Genomic DNA, 271 nt, shown 5'->3' with positions numbered 1-271 from the left:
CAGCAGCGGCACCAGCGTAAAGGTCATCGGCACAGTGTGATCGCTGAAGCCATATTTCAGCCACAGCGCCAGGGCGGTCATGATAAAAAACAGCGTGACGCCATTGGAACCACGGGCAAAGCGGCGGGTGAGATTGTTGTAGAGCGCCCAGGTCAGGGCGGCGATAAAGGCCAGTGCATAGGCGACCGGGTTGCGCAGCATATTCTGCCACAACAGCGCCGGCGATCCGCTGCCGCTGCCTTTCATTACCCAGACGATCCCCAGCAGCGAC

The 271-nt window shown here is 60.1% G+C and carries 1 pseudogene; it reads right to left on the bottom strand.

Annotated elements, in window-relative coordinates:
- Positions 1 to 271 (bottom strand): annotated as a pseudogene (locus tag SB756_RS30290) (EamA family transporter); the annotation flags it as partial.

This window comes from Pseudomonas sp. SIMBA_068 (assembly GCF_046534705.1).
GTDB classification, from domain to species: Bacteria; Pseudomonadota; Gammaproteobacteria; order Pseudomonadales; family Pseudomonadaceae; genus Aquipseudomonas; species Aquipseudomonas putida.
This window is presented reverse-complemented; position numbering and strand designations above follow the sequence as displayed.